Origin of the sequence: Blautia sp. NSJ-175 (assembly GCF_022867815.1) — a bacterium.
Taxonomy (GTDB): Bacteria; Bacillota; Clostridia; order Lachnospirales; family Lachnospiraceae; genus Blautia; species Blautia celeris.
This window is the reverse complement of record NZ_JALIFQ010000006.1, coordinates 302784-317543: the sequence shown is the minus strand read 5'-3', so window position 1 is coordinate 317543 and position 14760 is coordinate 302784. Positions and strand designations below refer to the sequence as shown.

The 14760-nt window shown below is 46.7% G+C and carries 16 protein-coding genes and 1 riboswitch; of the genes, 3 read left to right on the top strand and 13 right to left on the bottom strand.

Annotated features, from left to right (window positions below):
* Window positions 1–5: 5 nt before the first annotated feature.
* Genes MUB35_RS12305 through MUB35_RS12280 form a run of 6 tightly spaced genes read right to left on the bottom strand, consistent with a single transcriptional unit; the run spans window position 6 to window position 5037 of the window.
* A complete protein-coding gene (locus tag MUB35_RS12305) occupies window positions 6–548 on the bottom strand; it encodes a 2-oxoacid:acceptor oxidoreductase family protein (RefSeq protein ID WP_054351123.1) in 543 nt (180 codons plus the stop codon).
* Window positions 545–1288, bottom strand: coding sequence for a thiamine pyrophosphate-dependent enzyme (locus MUB35_RS12300; protein WP_227211099.1), 744 nt, complete (start codon window positions 1286–1288; stop codon window positions 545–547). The genes MUB35_RS12305 and MUB35_RS12300 overlap by 4 nt, the downstream gene beginning before the upstream one ends.
* Window positions 1289–2356 (bottom strand): 3-methyl-2-oxobutanoate dehydrogenase subunit VorB, encoded by a 1068-nt coding sequence (vorB, locus tag MUB35_RS12295; protein ID WP_033140477.1) that lies wholly within the window; start codon window positions 2354–2356, stop codon window positions 1289–1291.
* Between the two features lie 21 nt (window positions 2357–2377).
* Window positions 2378–2590, bottom strand: coding sequence for a 4Fe-4S dicluster domain-containing protein (locus tag MUB35_RS12290; RefSeq protein WP_054351121.1), 213 nt, complete (start codon window positions 2588–2590; stop codon window positions 2378–2380).
* 15 nt (window positions 2591–2605) lie between these two features.
* On the bottom strand, window positions 2606–3580 hold the full coding sequence (locus MUB35_RS12285) for a C-terminal binding protein (protein ID WP_033140479.1): 975 nt from the start codon (window positions 3578–3580) through the stop codon (window positions 2606–2608).
* On the bottom strand, window positions 3577–5037 hold the full coding sequence (locus MUB35_RS12280; RefSeq protein WP_033140480.1) for a sodium:solute symporter family protein: 1461 nt from the start codon (window positions 5035–5037) through the stop codon (window positions 3577–3579). Before MUB35_RS12280 ends, MUB35_RS12285 begins: the two co-directional genes overlap by 4 nt.
* A gap of 266 nt (window positions 5038–5303) precedes the next feature.
* Here MUB35_RS12280 and MUB35_RS12275 point away from each other — a divergent pair, with 266 nt between their 5' ends.
* The 3 genes from MUB35_RS12275 (at window position 5304) to MUB35_RS12265 (ending at window position 7391) form a co-directional block, all read left to right on the top strand.
* Window positions 5304–5987, top strand: a complete 684-nt coding sequence (locus MUB35_RS12275; RefSeq protein ID WP_033140481.1) for a FadR/GntR family transcriptional regulator — start codon at window positions 5304–5306, stop codon at window positions 5985–5987.
* A 290-nt stretch (window positions 5988–6277) separates the two neighbouring features.
* Window positions 6278–6478, top strand: coding sequence for a cold-shock protein (locus tag MUB35_RS12270; protein WP_033140482.1), 201 nt, complete (start codon window positions 6278–6280; stop codon window positions 6476–6478).
* A gap of 322 nt (window positions 6479–6800) precedes the next feature.
* Window positions 6801–7391, top strand: a complete 591-nt coding sequence (locus MUB35_RS12265; protein ID WP_033140483.1) for a hypothetical protein — start codon at window positions 6801–6803, stop codon at window positions 7389–7391.
* A gap of 72 nt (window positions 7392–7463) precedes the next feature.
* On the opposite strand, the gene MUB35_RS12260 is transcribed toward MUB35_RS12265, so the two are convergent.
* The 7 genes from MUB35_RS12260 to thiM form a co-directional block, all read right to left on the bottom strand.
* On the bottom strand, window positions 7464–8360 hold the full coding sequence (locus MUB35_RS12260) for a putative manganese transporter (RefSeq protein WP_227211096.1): 897 nt from the start codon (window positions 8358–8360) through the stop codon (window positions 7464–7466).
* Between the two features lie 159 nt (window positions 8361–8519).
* Window positions 8520–9287 (bottom strand): pyruvate formate-lyase-activating protein, encoded by a 768-nt coding sequence (pflA, locus tag MUB35_RS12255; RefSeq protein WP_033140485.1) that lies wholly within the window; start codon window positions 9285–9287, stop codon window positions 8520–8522.
* The gene (gene pflB, locus MUB35_RS12250; protein ID WP_244806285.1) at window positions 9274–11526 is read right to left on the bottom strand and encodes a formate C-acetyltransferase; all 2253 of its coding nucleotides are present in this window, start codon (window positions 11524–11526) and stop codon (window positions 9274–9276) included. Before pflB ends, pflA begins: the two co-directional genes overlap by 14 nt.
* Window positions 11527–11618: 92 nt before the next feature.
* Window positions 11619–11698, bottom strand: a riboswitch (ZMP/ZTP riboswitch).
* 91 nt (window positions 11699–11789) lie between these two features.
* On the bottom strand, window positions 11790–12599 hold the full coding sequence (gene thiD, locus MUB35_RS12245) for a bifunctional hydroxymethylpyrimidine kinase/phosphomethylpyrimidine kinase (protein WP_033140611.1): 810 nt from the start codon (window positions 12597–12599) through the stop codon (window positions 11790–11792).
* A complete protein-coding gene (locus tag MUB35_RS12240) occupies window positions 12596–13246 on the bottom strand; it encodes an HAD family hydrolase (RefSeq protein WP_054351115.1) in 651 nt (216 codons plus the stop codon). Before MUB35_RS12240 ends, thiD begins: the two co-directional genes overlap by 4 nt.
* The gene (gene thiE, locus MUB35_RS12235; protein WP_148391568.1) at window positions 13243–13902 is read right to left on the bottom strand and encodes a thiamine phosphate synthase; all 660 of its coding nucleotides are present in this window, start codon (window positions 13900–13902) and stop codon (window positions 13243–13245) included. The genes MUB35_RS12240 and thiE overlap by 4 nt, the downstream gene beginning before the upstream one ends.
* Window positions 13889–14713: a hydroxyethylthiazole kinase gene (gene thiM / locus MUB35_RS12230; protein ID WP_244806284.1), complete on the bottom strand. Its 825-nt coding sequence runs from the start codon at window positions 14711–14713 to the stop codon at window positions 13889–13891. Before thiM ends, thiE begins: the two co-directional genes overlap by 14 nt.
* Window positions 14714–14760 lie beyond the last annotated feature (47 nt).

The following is a 14760-nucleotide window of genomic DNA, read 5'->3' as shown; positions in this document are numbered from 1 at the left end:
GCTTTCTATGAATACAGTCTGTATCCTGCATCAAAAGCCGCTATATTGGCCGACAGATATTTTCCTTTGCCCTTTTTGTCGAAATAGGCAGCGATCGCAGCGGCAAGCTCCTCTTTTCCGAACATCCCTGTGGCCTTTTCCAGAACTCCCAGCATAACCAGATTGGCACCTTTGGAATTCTCTGCACCGGCAGATAATTCATTTGCCGGTACGGAAAGGGCCGTGATGTCCTGCCGTGTAATTTTGTCTGCCTCCACCATATCTCTGTTATACAGCAAAATTCCTCCAGGCTTTATCATATGCTCAAACCGTTCCACGGAAGGGGCATTCATGGCAAGCAGAATGTCCAGTTCATTGCAGTAAGGACTTCCAATCTCTTCATCCGACAGCTTCACATTGCAATTGGCTGTCCCGCCACGCATCTCAGAACCATAGGAGGGATACCACGTAAGATTCTGCCCCTTCCGGAAGCCCGCTTCTGCGAGGATCAACCCAGCGGTCAATACACCCTGTCCTCCAAATCCGGCACAAATTATTTCCTTATTCATAAGCTGGCATCCTCCTTCCCAATAAATTCTCCAACAGGAAATACGGGCATAATCGTATCTTTGATATATTTCGCTGCTTTCACCGGTTCCATTGCCCAGTTTGTGGGACAGGGAGAAAGCAGTTCCACAAGGCTGTATCCTGCTCCCTGCATTTGCTTTTCCAAAGCCCTTTTTATATACTTCTTTGCCTTTCTGATATTCGCCGCATCACAAAAGGAAGCCCTGGCCAGATAGGCGATATCCATTTTATTGAGAAGTGAAACCACATCCAGTGTGCCTCCTCCTTCTTCCATACTTTTTCCATGTATGGAAGAACTGGTTACCTGTCCCTGAAGTGAGGTGGGAGACATCTGGCCTCCGGTCATTCCAAACACACAGTTATTTAGGACAATTACAGTAATATTGTCATTTCTTCTTGCAGAATGGATTGTCTCGGCAATTCCAATAGAATAAGCAGCACCGTCTCCCAGATAGGCAATGACGGGATTTTGGGGCCTGGTAAACTTGACTCCCACTGCTGTGGGAACCGGTCTTCCATGTGCTGCCTCTATTGTGTCATATCTCCAGATATCAATGGGCATCCCTCCGCAGGCTACATCCAGTACGGCGATTGCTTCTTCCTCCCGCCCTAACTCCTGGAGCACTTCTCCGATCAAACGGATGGCAATTCCATGGCCGCATCCCGGGCAAAAAGAATGTCCGTCCGTATATGTTATTCTTTCCGGCGCCTTTACCATCATTTAAAACACCTCCCTCTCCATCTTTCCTTCTAATATCTGTACCGCTTTTTCAACAATGTCCATACTTCTCGGCACTTTTATTCCTGTCCCGTATGTATATACAGGGTATCGGCACTGCACAGACAGCTTTACATCCTCTGCCATCTGACCGGTAATACTCATCTCCACTGTCATAAACGCTCTGCAGTTTTCTCCCAAATCAGCAAATGCGTCCACAGGGTACGGAAAAATAGAAATAGGGCGGATGAGACCCAGACGGATTCCCTGTTTTCTTGCTTTTGAGACAGCTTCCTTACAGACTCTGGCACTGATTCCGTATGCTACTAGAATCAGCTCTGCGTCCTCAGTGAGAATACTCTCCCATCTCTGCTCATTCTTTTTCATTTCCTCATATTTCTCTCTCAGAAATGTATTGTAATCATCCATATAATAGAAAACATTTGTGATTTTCTTTGATTCCTGCCGGCCTTTGCATCCTTTTACAGTCCAGTCATCTCTGTCAATATCTACCTCTTCCTGCGGCGGCAGACACACAGGTTCTACCATCTGCCCGATTGCCGCGTCTGAAAGGATGATAACAGGGTGTCTGTATTTCTCAGCCAGAGGAAATGCCTGCATCATCAGATCCACACTCTCCTGAACAGATGCCGGGGCTAATACCAGAAGATGGGAATCTCCGTGTCCGTTTCCTCTTGTTACCAGCTTATAATCGCACTGTCCCTGGCTGATTTCTCCGATACCGCTTCCAAATCTGGCTACATCCACGATCACAGCCGGAATATCTCCTGCGATCAGATAGGAAAGCCCTTCCTGCATCAGTGAAAAACCGGGGCCGGAAGAAGAAGTCATGGCTCTGGCGCCTGCCGCTGCTGCTCCTAATACCATATTAATGGCTGCCAGTTCTGATTCGGACTGTATAAAGGTTCCTCCTGCCTCCGGCATCCGCTGGCTTAAATATTCCAGTATCTCATTCTGGGGCGTAATGGGATAGCCGCTGTAAAAACGGCACCCGCTGCGGATCATAGCTTCAGCCAGCGCTTCATTTCCCTTCATCAATACCTTTTCCATAGACTTTTGTCCCTCCTCTTCTCACTGTACTTTCCCGGAACAGATTTCAAATACATAGTCCGGACATACCGTGTAACATGTGGCACAGGCTACGCACAGTTCCTGATTGACTTCCACGACTTCATACCCTTTTTTATTTGTTTTTCCAGATCTGCTGACTGCCCCTTTGGGACATTCCTCTATGCATCTTCCGCAGGCTTTGCAGCGGTGAAGATGAAGTATTACTTTCTCCATAATTTCCTCCTCTGTCTACAATAAATTCTGCACCTGGCCCATTTTCCCTTCACAGTAATATCTCGCATTGTACGCTCCGATTTCCAGTGATATCCGGTATGCCTCATCCGAATAAAAGGCTGTATGCGGTGTTAAAATTACATTGTCCCTGTGCAGAAGCGGATTCTTAGTTAAATCCGGGGTTTCACTTTCCAGAACATCAAGCGCTGCACCTTTTACCAGCCCCAAATCCAGGGCCTGTACCAAATCTGCCTCTACGACAGCTCCGCCCCTGGCTACATTGATGAGAAACGGCTGTTTTTTCATCTTACGGAACATATCCATGTTCAAAAGCCCCTCATTATCTTCTGTCAGGTTCATATGTACACTGATGATATCCGAAATTTCCAGCAGTTCATCCAGCTCTGCCCGGTTCACATTCATATTGTCCATAACCTCTTTTGGCACATATGGATCATAGGCCACGATCTTCATTCCGAAACTCCGGGCTCTTTGCGCAACCGCTTTACCGATTTTGCCAAATCCGATGATTCCCAGTGTTTGCCCCTCGATTCTGTGCACTCCCATTTTCTGAATAGTTTCCATTTCCCATGCGTAGTCTTCCTCAATTCTCCTTCTCAGATAAGGGAAACGACGCTCCAGAGAAAGAATCAGAGCCAAAGTGTGGTCAGCCACTTCCTGTGTACAGTAGCCTGATACATTTGTCACAGCGATTCCCCTGCTTTTTGCATATTCTACGTCCACAAAGTTAAAGCCTGTCGTTTCCAGTGCAATAATTTTACATTTCTGCATTCTGTCAATTGCTTCTTTTCTGATAGGCGCGAAGTCTGAAATCACTGCATCTGCCTGGCTTAAAATCTCATAATAAGCATCTAAATGTTCCGGTTCATACACTGCCCTCAATATTTCCGCATCCGGGGGCAGGCAGTTGATCTCTGTCTGTAAATCTCTGTCTTTTGTTTCTGGAAATACTGTAAATACAACTTTCATTCTTCTTTACCTCCTTGTTTTCCTGCTGATTGAAATACTTTCAGTTTTGCTTTCTCTTCCGGTGTCTGTCTGCCCCAAATACTGATCGGGAAAAAGAGCAGCGCTGACACCGCAAGCCCGGGCCAGAAACTGTCTGTCTCAAAAATTTTCCCCCACTTAAGGGCATTGCCCAAAAACCAAAATAGTACGACTGCCAAAGAACAGGCCGCCGAATAAAAAGCTGCGCTGCTGTTCGCTTTCTTCCAGCACACTCCGAGAACGGTTGGAAGAAATAATCCGGCAGAATTAATCGTCAGTGCAATAAACAAAACATCAATAATATCCTGCCGGTACATTGCAAAAAGTAATGCCACAAATCCTATTCCAAAGGAACAGCACGTACTTAAATGTCTTATTTTTTTATCCGTCACATCCCGGTTGATATATCTTTGATAGATATCCTTCGTTAGATTTGTAGATGCTGTCAGCATTAAAATATCTGCTGAAGACATTATGGCAGCTATAATTCCTACCACTACAATTCCCCGCAGTCCCTGGGGAAATATATGGATGATCAAATAAGACAGCGCATTTCTGCTATCCGGCAGATCAGGCATAATAACCTTTGTACTCAGTCCTAAAAAGGTGGCTGACACCGCAATGATGAAAATTCCCGCAGCAGCCAGCAGAGAGCCTCTTCTGGATGTCTTCACATCTTTTGCCGCTATACACCGGGTATATCCATCCATATTTGTATAGAAGGAAAACAAGGTCGTTAATCCCAGTGCGATGATACTTGGCCACCCCCATGCTCCGAGATTCATATAGGAATCCGGCAATGACTGAATCGCTGATATACCGCCGTCCATATGCATAATGCTGAGCGGAACCCCGAGGATCACAATACCCAGAAGTAAGATTACGGTCTGTACCCAATCCGTGTAGGTGACCGCAAGGAGACCCCCGAAAGCAGTATAAAATGTGATCACTGCTGCAACTACGATCAATGAAACCTTTGTGTCCCATCCTGTCAGCGCACTTAATGTACTCCCTCCTGCCAGAAACTGACTCGCCACAAACCCGATCATACCCAGAATTGTACAGATGGTTGCCACCATTCTCGTTTTGGAATCGTATCTGCTTTCAATAAAATCCGGATATGTCAGTAAGTTCAATTTTGTACTCAGCCTTTTTATGGTTCCTGTAAACGTAAACGCAAAAATCACAAGACTGACTGCAATGACAACCACATACCAGACTGCCGTTATCCCCATGGAATACGCTCTCTCGGCAGTCCCCACAATAGAAGCACCTCCTATCCAGGAAGAAAGCCACAGACATGTAATGGAAAACACACCTGCTTTTCTGCCTGCCACAAAATAATCATCTGAATCCTGCTGTTTTTTACCGGAATATATACCTATAAAGAGCATACCTGCCATATAAAAAACAATAATACCGATATCCAAACCACTCAAAGGAATACCTCCTTCCGTTCACCAGCCCCGCGCGCGAACTGGTCATACCAGTTATTAAGTACATTATACACTGGTACGACCAGTTGTCAATAATTTTCAGATATCATTTTCTCTATTTGTAAAATATGCAGATTTTTGGCACGTATTTTTTGTATATTATTTACAATCCCTCCCACAACACCATTGATTTTTTTCTTATAAAATGATATTTTATTAGGTAAATGGTATTTCATGCCATCTTACGTTAAATGGTCGGAGGAAAACAAATGGAAAAAGAATCAGAACCGAAAGGTTATCAGATAATTATCAGTGAATTACAGAAAATGCTTGCAAACGGTGAATTAAAATGCGGGGATAAACTTCCCTCTGAACGAAATATGACCACTCTCTTTCATCTGAGCAGAACATCTGTCCGTGAAGCCCTTCGGGCAATGGAAATGATCGGGATTGTAGAGAAACGCCATGGGGAGGGAAATTATATTGTAAATAACGCGGAAAGTTCCCTGACAGATGTACTTTCTATTATGCTCATATTGAATGATGGAGCTCTTGATGAATTCATGGAATTTCGTAAATGGATAGAACTTGGGGCAGTCAAAAGCGTGATCGCTTCCTCTTCCGAAGAGGAAATCCTTTCTCTGGATGAAAAATTATCTGCCTATGCCGATTCATCCTCTGTCCATGAAAGGACTTTAAAAGATATTGATTTTCATAAGGCTATCGTTTGTTTATCCGGAAATCCTTTTTTTATTTCCATTTTTAATGCCATCTCTGCTCTTGCCGTCAATCATCTGGAAACCATCATACAGAGGCTTACGTCTAACGGAAAAGACAGTGCAAAGGTAGATTCTATTTATCAGGAACATGAAATGATTCTAAATGCCATAAAAAAAAGAGATTATACTATGGCGGAAAGATTTCTGGATTATCACATCCAGACTTTCACATAAAGAGTCTTCTCCGCTGTGTATCGCAGCGGCATAACTGTTCACAAGCTGCGATACACAGCATTGTGAACAGCGGCACCTGAAACCACATGGTATAAATACATGACGAAAATATTGGTAAAGACATTTCATTTTCTGCTTGACATTCCCCATTTTCTATGTTAATCTGTAATAAGTGTTTTGATAAAGCCTTGATTTCGCATATATCCGTAAGTCATTCTTTTATTCATGATTTACTGTTATATGCGTTTTTTGTTTTGTAAAATGCATATAAAAATTAGGAGGTATCTTTCATGAATAAAGGTACAGTAAAATGGTTTAACTCAGAAAAAGGTTTCGGATTTATTACAGGGGAAGACGGATCTGATGTGTTCGTACATTTCTCAGGAATTAATTGTGACGGTTACAAATCTCTTGAGGACGGCCAGGCCGTGACTTATGATTTGACCAGAGGAAACCGCGGCATGCAGGCCGTTAATGTGTGTGCTGCTTAAACCAGAATATCACTGCACTGTCTTATGAATACCTGGCTGTGATCCACAACAGCAGGTATTCGTAATCTGTATATCAATTAGTCAGAGCTATGATTGATGTTACAGCTAAGTCGGCGGGGTTTATTTTGTATTCCTTGCTGGCTCAACCTAAATTAACTGAATTTCACGATTCATTTATATATAAATTTTCTGCTGACAAAATTCTTATTTTCCAAAACTCCCCCATCCGTATTTTCCATCCCCTATCCAAACTTTTATGCAATAACAATATCAAACGATCTGCATATAATAAACCAACAAATAATGTTCAGGTACACATATTATGAACAATGACCCCCGCGGTACAATCATTCAGCAGGGCAATATTATGCGCATAGATAATGCATTGATTGAAGAGGTATTCTGTTTTAATAATTCGATCGGTCATATCCTTATCTCCTATGCCGTTCCCGAGGCAAATCAGACCACTTCCATACAGACCTTACGTCTGAATATAGGCAGAAACACTGTGATTCTGAATATGTTCGGACAGCGTGTTGACGCCTGTCAGCTTCGGCAGGGTATGTGGATAAATGCCGTATTTTCCTCACGGATGACGCGAAGTATCCCGCCCCAGGCCAATGCGTTTCTCCTTCTTGTCAGGAGAAATCCCCGCCCGCAGACCAATACCACGGATGGACGGATTGCTTCCATTGACCTGAGAAACAGGTTCCTCTTTACGGGAAATCCCAATGATATCAACAGCCAGATCCGGTTCACAGTCACGGACGATACTGTTATTCTGAACCGGTTTGGAAATCCCATCAGCCTTCGGGCGCTCCGCCCCGGGCAGATGGTCAGGATCAACCATGCCAATTTCCAGACGGCCAGTATTCCGCCTCAGACCACTGCCTTCCGGATACAGGTGATATAGGAAATCTTATGGACACAAAAAAAGCTGGCATCTCATACAGAAATGTCAGCTTTTTACTGCTCGCCTTTTTCATTATAATACAATTCCCAGCATCTCTATGAGAATCCCCCAGAACACACCTGTCCCATAAAGGATTCCAATGAGTCCCAGATTCTCTTTCATTCCTTTGTTCGTTCTGCAAAGCACCAGAACGCCCACTCCGGCTCCCACCAGAAGTCCTGCCATCATCTGTCCTGCTCCCAGGATTCCTGTCAGGTAGAGCTGTGTGATGACCACAGAGGAGGCGCAGTTGGGAATAAGGCCCACCAGTGCAGCCAGTAACACACCGATCATGGGTTTGCTGCTGATAAAGTAACCGATATTATGGCTGCCCACCAGCTCCACGCAGAAACCGATCCCCAGGGAAACCAGGAATATGAAAACCGTGATCTGCAGGGTGTGGAGAAAAGCAGATTTGATGATACTGCCGTTCTCACAGTGGCAGTGTTCGGATTCACACAGATCATGGATCTCTTTTTCATGGTGGTCCCTGTGTATATGTCTGTATTCTTCCCGCTCTCTTCTCTTCCTGCCGCCGAACCGCCATAATATGTCAATGGCAAATCCCGAGACAGCTCCCAGTACGATCTTCAGTCCCAGAATACGCAGGATTGTGCCTGCAGCCACGGATTCGGAGATAAAGATGGGCAGCATCTCATCTGAAGTGGAGAGAAAGATAGCCAGCAGTGTTCCTGCGGATATAACCCCGCCGGAGTAAAGACTGGCAGCGGCAGCGGAAAATCCGCACTGGGGAAACGCCCCCACAATGCCGCCTATAAGGGGACCAAAATGTCCCGACTTTCGCATAATCTGTTTCGATTTATTTTTTGTCTTATGTTCCAGGTATTCCATGACCAGATAAGTCAGGAAAAGGAAAGGAATCAGCTTCGCCGTATCCAGCAAAGCATCCAAAATCACGTCAAGTACCATTCATACAGCTCCCTTCCGCATCAGAGTTCATCACTGTGCCAGTTTCTAATCATAGCATAAAACCGGGACAAACTCAACGCCGGATTACTATATTTTACAGATATACCTAAAAACAGGCAGCGGCAGCAGAAATCCCGTGTCTTTCCGCTGCCGCTCTTTTTATGCGTTTTGATAACCTGTATATTCACTTGTATGAAGCAGTCTGTTTGCATTCTCCACCCGCTCTTTTGTGGGCGGTTCGATTCCCTGCAGGGGGTAGGGAATACGCATATCCTGCCATTTGAAAATCCCCAGTGTGTGATACGGCAGTACCTCAAAACGCTGTACATTGCCCAGGCTTTTAACAAACGCGTCCAGCCGTATCAGGTCTTCGTCATAATCGTTCCGCTCCGGCACAAGAACATGGCGAATCCATACAGGCTTCCGGATCTCTGCCAGATATCCGGCCATATCCAGGATATTTTCGTTGCTGCATCCTGTCAGGATCTTATGCTTTTTGCTGTCGATCTCTTTTATGTCAAGAAGCAGTAAATCCGTGACTTCCATAAGGCGGTTGAATTTATGGAAAAACGGCTCGTGCCTGGAAAACGGATTCCCGGATGTATCCAGAACCGTATGCACGCCATTCTCCTTTGCCTTGGTAAAAAGCTCCAGCAGGAAATCCATCTGCAGCAGCGGTTCCCCGCCGCTGACAGTGATTCCGCCCTTGTCTCCCCAGTATGCTTTATAGCGCAGTGCCTGCCCTAAAAGCTCATCTGCTGACATCATATCCATGGAACTGGTGCTCCAGGTATCCGGATTGTGGCAGAACTGGCAGCGCATTTTGCACCCCTGCAAAAAGATCACAAACCGGACACCCGGTCCATCCACGGAACCGAAGCTTTCTATGGAATGGATGGAGCCTTTTCTCAAACTAAATGCGCTCATGTGCGGAGCGGGCAATCACATCAAGCTGCTGCTCGCGTGTCAGGTCAATGAATTTCACCGCATAACCGGATACACGGATGGTAAAGTTGGCGTATTCCTCTTTTTCCGGATGTTCCATGGCATCCACCAGCTTCTCTATGCCAAACACATTTACATTTAAGTGGTGTGCGCCCTGGTCAAAGTATCCGTCCAGTATGTGGACCAGATTGTTGATCCTCTCCTCCTCGGAATGTCCGATGGCGCCCGGATTGATGGTCTGTGTGTTGGAAATTCCGTCAAGTGCCCACTCATACGGAAGCTTGGCAACAGAGTTTAAGGAAGCCAGAAGACCGTTTTTCTCAGCACCGTAGCTTGGATTAGCTCCCGGTGAAAGGGGTTCTCCTGCTTTTCTGCCGTCCGGAAGAGCGCCAGTAGCCTTGCCGTAAACCACATTGGATGTGATGGTCAGGATTGAGGTTGTGGGCTCGGAATTGCGGTAGGTGGGGTATTTTTTCAGCTTCTCAAGGAATGTGTGGAGCAGCCAGACTGCAATATCATCCGCCCGGTCATCATCATTTCCGTAGCGCGGAAAGTCTCCTTCTGTCTCGAAATCCACAGCCACGCCTTCCTCATCGCGTATCACCTTCACCTTGGCATACTTTACAGCAGACAGGGAATCCACCACATGGGAAAATCCTGCGATTCCTGTTGCAAAGGTTCTGCGGACATCGGTATCGATCAGTGCCATCTCCGCTGCTTCATAGTAATACTTGTCATGCATGTACTGGATCAGGTTCAGAGTATTTACATAGAGTCCTGCCAGCCAGTCCATCATGATCTCATATTTGCGGATCAGCTCATCATATTCCAGATATTCGGAGGTGATCGGTTTGTATTCCGGTCCAACCTGCACTCTTGACTTCTCATCCAAACCGCCGTTGACAGCGTATAAGAGGCATTTTGCCAGGTTTGCCCGGGCACCGAAGAACTGCATCTCTTTTCCTGTCTGTGTAGCTGATACACAGCAGCAGATGGAGTAATCATCTCCCCATACAGGGCGCATCACATCATCATTCTCATACTGGATGGAACTGGTCTCCACAGAGATATAAGCAGCATATTTCTTGAAGTTTTCAGGCAGCCTGGATGAGTAGAGGACCGTCAGGTTCGGTTCCGGCGCAGGTCCCATATTCTCCAGTGTGTGAAGGATTCTGTAGTCCGTCTTTGTCACCATGGAACGGCCGTCCTGTCCCATACCTGCCACCTCCACGGTAGCCCAGACCGGGTCGCCGGAGAAGAGCTGGTTGTAAGAAGGAACGCGGGCAAATTTAACCATTCTCAGTTTCATGATAAAATGGTCAACCAGTTCCTGTGCCTCTTTCTCTGTCAGCATGCCATTTTCCAGATCCCTCTGAATATAGATATCCAGGAAGGTTCCCACACGGCCCACGCTCATGGCAGCGCCGTTCTGTGTCTTGATGGCTGCCAGATAGCCGAAATACAGCCACTGGACTGCTTCTTTGGCATTCTCGGCCGGTTTGGAGATATTGTATCCATAGCTTTGAGCCATTTTCTTCATATCGGCCAGAGCGCGGTACTGCATGGTGATTTCCTCTCTCTGACGGATGATCTCATCTGTCATGATACCGCAGCCGCAGTTATCGTAATCTTCTTTTTTCTTTTCCATCAGGAAATCAATACCGTAAAGTGCCACTCTTCTGTAGTCACCTACAATACGGCCGCGGCCGTAGGTATCCGGAAGTCCTGTGATAATCTTGTTATGACGGGCTTTTTTCATCTCCGGTGTGTACGCATCGAAAACACCCTGATTATGCGTTTTGTGATATTCTGTAAAGATTTTATGAAGTTCCGGAGCCGGTGTGTAGCCATTGGATGTGCAGGAATCTTCCGCCATTTTGATACCACCGTAAGGCATAAATGCCCTTTTCAGCGGTTTGTCGGTCTGCAGCCCCACTACCTTTTCCAGGTCTTTTAATTCTTCACTGATATAGCCCGGCCCATGGGAAGTCAGTGAGGATACGGTTTCCGTATCCATATCCAGAACGCCGCCTTTTGCACGCTCCTCTTTCTGCAGTTTTGAAAGTGCAGACCAGAGTTTTTCCGTAGCTTCTGTGGGTCCTTCCAGGAAGTCCTGGTTTCCTTCATACGGCGCGTAGTTGTGCTGGATAAAGTCACGTGTGTTGACTTCTTCCTTCCAGATTCTACCTTTAAATCCATCCCATTGTTTGAAGTTATTCATCTTTGCAAGTCCTCCTTCTAAGACAATAATTGTGTCGGAAACTGTACTGTAATGTGACCGGACTCATTAAAAAAAGCCGGTCCTATCCAGACAGCTTCTGCCCAGACGGTCGGCTAAATCAACGTTATACTCCCTGTGGTTCATTCCACTTCCGCCAGTCATATAACACTTGTAGTATAAAGCATTTTTTTAAGAATTGTCAATAAAAGGAATAGAACTTTTATGTTCTTTTTAGTATACATTGCTGCAGAAAAGATTACTTATTACCGGAATGGATAGCCATTTGCAAAAGGCGGTAATCTGTACATGTGGTTCAAAGGACCGCTGCCCGCACCCAGATCAAGTCCATCCTGCAGCGCACCGGTCAGATAATTTTTTGCGTTCTTAATTGCTCTTTCCAGGGCGTATCCGGCGGCAAGATTGCAGGCAATAGCCGAGGAAAGTGTACATCCTGTTCCGTGTGTATTTGGATTTTCTATCCTCTTTGAAGAGAACCAGATGTATTTTCCTTTCTCATACAGCAGGTCATCAGCTCCATCTGCCAGATGTCCGCCTTTTAAAAGGACAGCGCCGGAACCGTAACACGCTATTTTTTCTGCTGCCCGCTCCATCTCACACGGTGTACTGACAGAAAATCCGCAGAGTGCCTCCGCCTCCATAAGATTTGGTGTCACCACTGCTGCCAGAGGAAAAAGCTCTTCTTTCAGAGCTTCCTGCGCATCTTTGGACATGAGTCTGCTGCCGCTTGTGGAAATCATGACCGGGTCTAAAACTACATCCTGTACCTGGTATGTTCTCAGCTTTTCTGCAATCACACGAATAATCTTTTCATTGGGTATCATACCGATTTTTACTGCATCCGGACGAATATCCGTAAAAACACAGTCCATCTGTTTTGCCACAAACTCCGCATCTGTTTCCCGGATGCCGTATACGCCTGTTGTATTCTGTGCCGTGAGAGCTGTGATCACACTCATGGCGTACATTTTGTGAACGGTTATTGTCTTAATATCCGCCTGTATCCCGGCTCCTCCGCTGCAGTCCGAACCGGCGATCGTCAATACCTTTTTCATCTGTTTTTCCCCCATTCTTCCCAGCTTTCAAGATAAATATCTGCCAGTTTCAACAGTTTTTCTCTGTCCTTTTCCGAATAAAAATCGCGTATAACTGCCACTGTAAACCCGGATTTTTTTGCTGTCTCTGCGGCAAAATATGCATCTTCAAACACCAGAGTTTCTTCTTTTTTTGTACCTAAAATCCCCATCGCCAGCTCATAAATGCGCGGATTTCTTTTGCCTGCTCCGGCCTCTGTACAGGTGAGAAGGCCGGTAAAATATCCATCAATCCCATTATTTTTAAGAGCTGCCTCGATCAGAGGTCTGTCCGTAGATGTGGCAATGCACATTCTGACATTACGGCTCTTTAAATCCTCCAGTACCTGCAGAACGCCCGGTTTTATCCGAATCACTTTTTCATAACAGTCATATATCATCCTGTTGAATTCGTCAATGATCTCATCGCGTTCCAGGCGGATCCCGTAACTGCTGCGGAAATACTCTGCGGATTCCTCCATGGTCATGGTCTCCAGCTGCTCCTTCGTATCCTCCCCGGGTCTGATTCCTTTCCGCCTCAGATAGATTTCCCCTGCCCGGTCCCACAGCCCCATAGAGTCGAACAGCGTACCGTCCGCATCGAAGACAGCCCCTTTTATTTCTCTCATTTTTCTGTCATCTCCTTCGCCAGAGCCAGCAGCTCCTCACAGGCTTTTCTGATATCCGGCTGTCCGTAGATACCGGATATGACAGACACTCCGGCGGCACCGCTTCCGGCAAGCTGCATCAGATTCTCTTTCTTGATCCCTCCGATAGCCACAACGGGAATGGATACAGCCCGGCAGATTTCCTGCAGTGTTTCCCGGGATATCACATCTGCATCCTCTTTTGTAGAGGTAGAAAATACCGCGCCGACTCCCAGATAATCCGCGCCCATTTTTTCAGCCTGCAAAGCCTGCTCCACGGTTCTTGCAGAGACGCCTATGATCTTGTCAGGGCCCAGTTTTTCCCTGGCGCTTCCCGCCTCCATATCGCTTTGTCCCACATGTACCCCGTCCGCGTCCACAGCCAGCGCAATACCCACATTGTCATTGATAATAAAGGGCACGCGGTAGCTGGCCGCCAGCGCCTTCATGTCCTTTGCCTCGCGCAGGAACTCATCATCCGGCATATCCTTTTCCCTGAGCTGCAGAAGCGTGATACCTCCGTCCAGGGACGCCTTAACCTGTTCGTAAAGTGTCATTTCCCCCACCCAGGACCGGTCCGTAATGGCATACAAAAGCAGGGCACGCCTCACCAACTCTCTCTTCTCAACGCAATTCATATTTTGCTCCTCTCTCCAGCTCCCGGCCGGTCAGTTTATATACTTCATCGATCAGGTGATTCCTGCAGCCTGCGTTGCCGCTGTTCTCCTCTGCCATTTTCTCATATGCCTTCTCCCCGCACAGGCCCATGGTGATGACAGCAGCAGCCACGGCCTCCAGCTTTCTGTCAGGATTGGCAGCCAGATAGGCTGCGGTGAGGGAGCTTAACATACATCCGCAGCCAGTGATCTTTGCCATGACGGGATGCCCGTTTCTGATTATGTATGTGTTTTTTGTATCTGTCACAATATCCACTGCGCCGCTTATGGCGATCACAGCTCCTGTCCTTCCTGAAAAGTCTCTGGCCAGCGCTATGGTCTTTTCCAGATTCTCCTCTGTCACAGCATCCGCTGCGTCGGCATCCACACCTTTGGAGCTGTTTCTGCCTCCGGAAATGGTCTTGATCTCAGATATATTTCCCCGGATGGCAGTAAATGGAATCTCTCTGAGCAGCTCTTCTGCTGTCTCCCGGCGGTATGTGGATGCGCCGGCTCCCACAGGGTCAAGCACAATGGGGCGGCCAAAACCCGCAGCACTTTTTCCGGCCAGAAGCATGGCTTTTACAGAGCGCGGATGGAGAGTTCCCATATTGATATTTAAGCCGTCGCAGAGACGCCCCATCTCCTCTGCTTCCTCCTCCCCGTCCGACATCGTCGGGGAAGCGCCGCAGGCCAACGTAATATTGGCGCAGTCATTTGCAGTTACATAATTGGTGATGTTCTGAATCAGAGGCGTTCTTTCTCTGACATTTTCCAGTATTTCTCCCAGCATTTCTGTTCTCCTCTCTGCATCCTGACAGGGCCGCCGAACACAAAAAG